This is a genomic window from Paenibacillus whitsoniae (genome assembly GCF_003955665.1).
Lineage (GTDB): Bacteria > Bacillota > Bacilli > Paenibacillales > NBRC-103111 > Paenibacillus_E > Paenibacillus_E whitsoniae.
Genome location: NZ_RXHU01000140.1, coordinates 1 through 5,169 on the forward strand (window position 1 = coordinate 1; position 5,169 = coordinate 5,169).

At 48.8% G+C, this 5,169-nt stretch carries 5 protein-coding genes; all 5 read right to left on the reverse strand.

The features are described 5' to 3' along the window. Positions 1-216 precede the first annotated feature (216 nt). The 5 genes from EJQ19_RS31055 to EJQ19_RS32300 all read right to left on the reverse strand — a co-directional run bounded on the left by EJQ19_RS31055 (position 217) and on the right by EJQ19_RS32300 (position 4,983). Positions 217-870 (reverse strand): M48 family metallopeptidase, encoded by a 654-nt coding sequence (locus EJQ19_RS31055; RefSeq protein ID WP_126145087.1) that lies wholly within the window; start codon positions 868-870, stop codon positions 217-219. After that, positions 867-1,721, reverse strand: a complete 855-nt coding sequence (locus EJQ19_RS31060) for a DinB family protein (RefSeq protein WP_126145088.1) — start codon at positions 1,719-1,721, stop codon at positions 867-869. Before EJQ19_RS31060 ends, EJQ19_RS31055 begins: the two co-directional genes overlap by 4 nt. Positions 1,722-1,794: 73 nt before the next feature. Next, positions 1,795-2,700 carry a hypothetical protein gene (locus EJQ19_RS31065; RefSeq protein WP_126145089.1) on the reverse strand — a complete coding sequence of 302 codons (906 nt, stop codon included), beginning with the start codon at positions 2,698-2,700 and terminating at the stop codon, positions 1,795-1,797. A 143-nt stretch (positions 2,701-2,843) separates the two neighbouring features. Then, positions 2,844-4,424 (reverse strand): glycosyltransferase, encoded by a 1,581-nt coding sequence (locus EJQ19_RS31070; protein WP_126145090.1) that lies wholly within the window; start codon positions 4,422-4,424, stop codon positions 2,844-2,846. A 76-nt stretch (positions 4,425-4,500) separates the two neighbouring features. Continuing rightward, on the reverse strand, positions 4,501-4,983 hold the full coding sequence (locus EJQ19_RS32300; protein ID WP_241243168.1) for a collagen-like protein: 483 nt from the start codon (positions 4,981-4,983) through the stop codon (positions 4,501-4,503). Positions 4,984-5,169 lie beyond the last annotated feature (186 nt).

Sequence of the window (5,169 nt, forward strand, 5' to 3'; positions counted from 1 at the left end):
AGATGCCTGCTTTTTTGCAGGTTTGAGCGGGCGGGGGCGAGGGTGCGGGGGTCGTGAATACGTGGGATCAGCTGGACCGAAAAAAGGGTACTATAGCTGCGGCGAGTAACAGACGCTGAGAAAAAAGAACCGCCAGCTGTGCTCCGCGGCCCACGATCGCGATCGCGGCCGTCATCGCACAACGCCGTTCATCAGCCCCTCGGCTACCCCTCCACCTCACAACGTCATCGCCCCGCCATACCTGGCCAGATACGCCTCTTTCTCCTTGTAATCCGGCATGATCCCGCCGACGCGTCGCCAAAACGAGCGATCATGATTCATATGCAGCAGATGGCACAGCTCGTGTACGACGACGTAGTCGATGACCTCGACCGGCGCCATAGCCAGGCGGTAGTTGAAGGTCAGTCTTTTATCGGAGGAGCAGGTTCCCCATTTGGTAGCCGACTCTTCGATCTCGAACGACTTCGGCTTCACTTTCAGCTGGGCTTGATAGATCGGTAGGCGCTCGGCGATCACTTTTTTACAGCTGGCAAAATAAAATTTTTTCAGCCGCAGCTTCAGCTCCTCCGCATCCAATCCTTCGGTGTCGATCAGCTCGTGGAGAAGGTAGGCTTTGCCAAGGTGAAGAAATTTGCCCTCTTCGTCGTAGGACTTGGGCTGAAACGTCTCCCGCAGCGTACCAAGGCGCGCAAGACGCTGAAGAATAACCCGGCCATGCTGCCGGACCGCTTCTTTAACCGCTTCCTCGCTCGTTCCCTTCGGTGCTTTAACGGTGATAAACCCCGTCCCATCCATGTGGATCGCAAGTTTCTTGCTATTGCCGTAACTAACGTGAAATGTAATTTCCTGATTTTCAAATTCGATGTTCATACGCCATGCCTCTCTCGGATGCGTTGTATGGCGCGGATGTGGTGATTGGCGTGGCCTGCCATCATTTTGAGCAGTTGGGCGACGTTTTCTTCCCCGCGTTCCGTCCGAATGGTGCGTGCCAGCGCATCGGGGATGTCTCTGCATAGTCCCAACAAATGCTGCCTTGCCGCTCGAAATAGCACCAACTCATTAGCAATCGATCGCCGCGAATACGCTAATCCCGCATGCCAACTGTCCGCCTGAAAGGCATTGCCCTGATAGAACTTCCCAGGCTCAGCAAGTGCAAACTTGACTTTATGCAGCGTCACTAGCTCAAGGTCGATGACATGCAGCACCTGCTCCCGGACGGACCATTTGCCCGGCATTTCGCTCAGGTCGAGCTGCTCAGCGCTCAAGCCTGCGACCGCCTGCTCCAACGCTTCAATCCCCTCTTCATACATCCTGACGATTTCTTCGTCAGCAGGATGCAGTTCCTCCCAGTATACCAGCGTGTACCCGTCTATAGCCGGCACATGCAGCGACCTCGTATGCCCGGGCTCCTCGTGGCACGCCATGGGGAGGCCGCTTTCTTGGAGGCGTTTCTCCGTCTCATAGACAGACGACGTCATCTGATACACCAGACTCCCCTGCTGCGGAGCGCTGTAGTGCGGCAGCAGCCAATCTCCTCTCAGCGGCTCTGGGAGCTCCTCCTGGCATGCAGCAAGCAGCACAGCGCTGTTCAGCTCATCCATCGCCATCCAAGCCGCTATGCCGCCCTCCAGCCGAATCAACCGCCACCCCAGCCGATCCTGATAAAAGGCCATTGCCGACTCCAGCTTCTCCGCTCGTAAAAGCAATCTTGCCCGGTTCACCGCCGCCACCTCCTGTCACAAAGATAAAAGGCTGCCGCCGCTATCTCGCGATAACGGCTTCGCAGCCTTGGGATTACTCAGTATAGCCAGCCTTCGTATCGATGCCGATGGCGTTCGCTTCGGCATTCCACGTCACGCCGAAATCAATCGCCTTCGCGACATCTCTCAGCTTAAAGTAATTGTTGCCGTCGATATTATAAGCGGTAAATGCCGCTTCTTTGCCGCCTACATATACTTTAGCGGATGTAGGTGTCGCCTGTCTAGCCGCCAGCTCAGCAGACGCGGTCAGTTCCCCGCCTTCCGCCGTGTAGGCTTGTCCAGCTGTAACGCTAATCGCGTTTTTGGCAGCGTCCCAGCCGACGGCAAAGCTTTTGCCGGTCCCGTTCACAGCCATTGCCAGATCGCGCAGCTTGAAGTAGTTGTTGCCGTCGATATTGTACGCCTCGAACGCAACTGCTTTGCCGTCGACGATGACTTTAGCCGCTGTAGGTGCTGCAGCCACAGGCCCAGCTTGAGTGACAGCATGCGCCTCCGGTTCCGGTGCCTTCACTTCGTCAGCCGGCGCCGCCGCGCCGCCCCCTACCACGTCCAGCAGAATCGGTTTGTTGTCTCCCCGAGCTTGCCCTTCAAAAACAGGAAACACGCCATACCCATATTCAGCCGACTCCGTTAAGACAGCTTTGCCATCCTTAATATCCACCAAGCCAATGCTCTCCAGATCGTCCCATCGCGCAACTTGCGTTTCCTCAGACAGCTTGCCGTGGAACGTAACCGTAGCCGGCGCTTGAACCACATACTCCGTATCCCCGTAGCCGACATCTTCCACTTTCTTAGTAGACACAACATTAGAAATCGTAACATAATTGCCGTCTTTAAAATCAAAACGTTTCTCTTCCGCTGCGGAAGCCGTGGCAGCGAACAGCGTTGTAAGCAGCAGTGCCGAGCCTAGCAAAGCCGCCGCTTTCTTGAAAACTTTCATTCTATTTCCTCCTCCTTTTTCCTCCTAATAGTTTACAAAATTTTCATGTTAACTGCAAATTGTGACAACAAAAACGCCCCTGAACCCCCTTCGCGGAAGGCCCAGAGACGCTTGCGGTTTTCTTTTTTTCATAATTTGTTTTATTATTCAATCCACTCAACTAGATGAGGATCTTCTTCAAGAATAGAAAGATATTGTTCTCTCCACCCGTATTTATACTCAGGGTCAAGCTCCATGTACCTGTTAAATTTCTCAAGGCGGAATTTCTCTTTAGACCATCCGAGATGTTTTAACCGTAAAGTTGATATCCCGTGAGGTAACTCAAAAATATTTTCCGGGAATCGTCCACAATGCTGTGGAGTTTTTTTCCACCAGTAAGTGAAATCTTCACGATACCTCATGAGAAACGGACGAAAAGTACGATGTGAGTACCAATAATTATCCTCACGGTAGTGATTCTCATCCCAAAAGTCGTAAAGACGGAAGCAAATTAAATCGATGTCAGACTGACCGATAAGTGATCTCACCTCTGAGGCAAATCTGTCCTCGAATATTTCGTCTGCGTCTAGAATTAAAATCCAATCTGGGTTTGTTTTTATTGTTTCATTCCATTGCTGTTGTCTTAATTCCGTTTCGTTATGAAACATTGACTCTTGGTTACAGACCAACTTTAACGGAATACCATCTAATATTTCCTTACAAATATCAATGGACCTATCCGTGCTGCCATCATCAATAATAACGGCTTCATCAATATAGGCTTTATGCTTTTCAAGCACTTGCCTTAAAAAGCGATTTTCTTCATTTCTAATTATCATAGATAAAGTTAATTTCGGTCTGCTTGCGGAATAGTTGAGGATATCATCTATTTTTTGATTTAAAGCAAAAGTATCAAGAGAACTATTTACATAATCTTGAGTCTGCTGCCTAAAAGCATCGACATTATCCAAATCAGACTCCCTATAAAGATGTAGTGCAGGATATTGTGTATCTACAAATAGATGTAACCCCAATGCCTGAGCGCGAACACAAAAATGCCTATCTTCCCCCCAAAGAGAAAGGTTTTTTATTTCTTTAAAATTAACCCCTGATCTAATGGCTTTCCTACTTATTAACGTACATGCACCGAGTCCTCCTACTTCATATACACCAGCAACTTTCATTTGGGCGAGGAACTCATTCAAACGAATTTCTTTTTCCGAATCCGAAAGTGTTTCTCCACTAGACTGTCGATAAAGCGTATATTGGTCGCGTAGCCAAACCTGAGGTAGAGGATCTGAATCTAATGTCCATCGAGTCCAAAAAATTTCTGAAACAATGTCCTTATCTTGATTAATCAAGTGTTGTATTGTCTGTGGATGAAGCAATAAATCAGAATCGACTAAAAAAAGATAGTCAACATCTTGTTCAAGAGCTTTGGCTATGATTTGATTTTTGAACTCTGCCACTTTCCAGATTAAGCTATCGTTCCAATAGTGCGTATTTTCACTTCTTACATACACACTACTTTCATTTGAATCAATCACACTTACATTATTCAAATGTAAAGCAAACTCCGCCAACATCCTTTTAGAAAGTAGATCCGTATTATCATCGATAAACACATAGCTGAATGCAATGTTCTGATGATTAAGTCTGAGCAAAAATTCTAAGAAATGACGCAATACACGGGGTTTTTGCTGAATTGGACTGCCGATTAAAATACGGTTCTCACTTCTCTCCAACCTACTTCACCCTCATTCTTTTCAATCATACATAGACTAGCTGTAATCATTGACTAAGCAGGATATTCGTGGTTTTTCAACTGACTTTAACTAGACGGATTGAGGCATTAACTATTGTTGCCCCATCAATAACTGTTGGTAATATATCGGCAGAAGCTCCTACATTACGTAGAGTAAGCGTTGCCCCTGCAGGAATTGTCAAGATTGAAGAACCTACTAAAGTATTAGCAAAATTTGCTCCATTCGTTTGATCACCATAAACCGTTGAGGCTTGCACTGTTCCATTTACCACAACCGCATACGCAGTTGGTTGGTTCCCTCCCTGCAATCCAGTTGTAACCTCATATTGATTCAGATAGTCACCTGCAACAGTCACAGTGATAGCAGCAGTACCCGCTACATGTGCAACACCTCCAACTAATGGTCCATTTGTACTGAATATAACGTCTGCCCCAGCGTTTACAGTTTGAGCACCTGTATTAAACACATATCCGTAGGACGGTATTGGTGAAGGACCCGTTGCTCCTGTTGCTCCCGTCTCTCCTGTCGCCCCTGTCACTCCCGTTGCTCCCGTGGCGCCTGTCGCTCCAGTTGCTCCCGTCGCCCCTGTTGCCCCCGTTGCTCCCGTTGCTCCTGTCACTCCCGTCGCTCCTGTTGCCCCGGTTGCTCCTGTTGCCCCTGTTGCTCCTGTTGCTCCCGTCGCTCCCGTTGCCCCGGTTGCCCCTGTTACTCCTGTTGCTCCCGT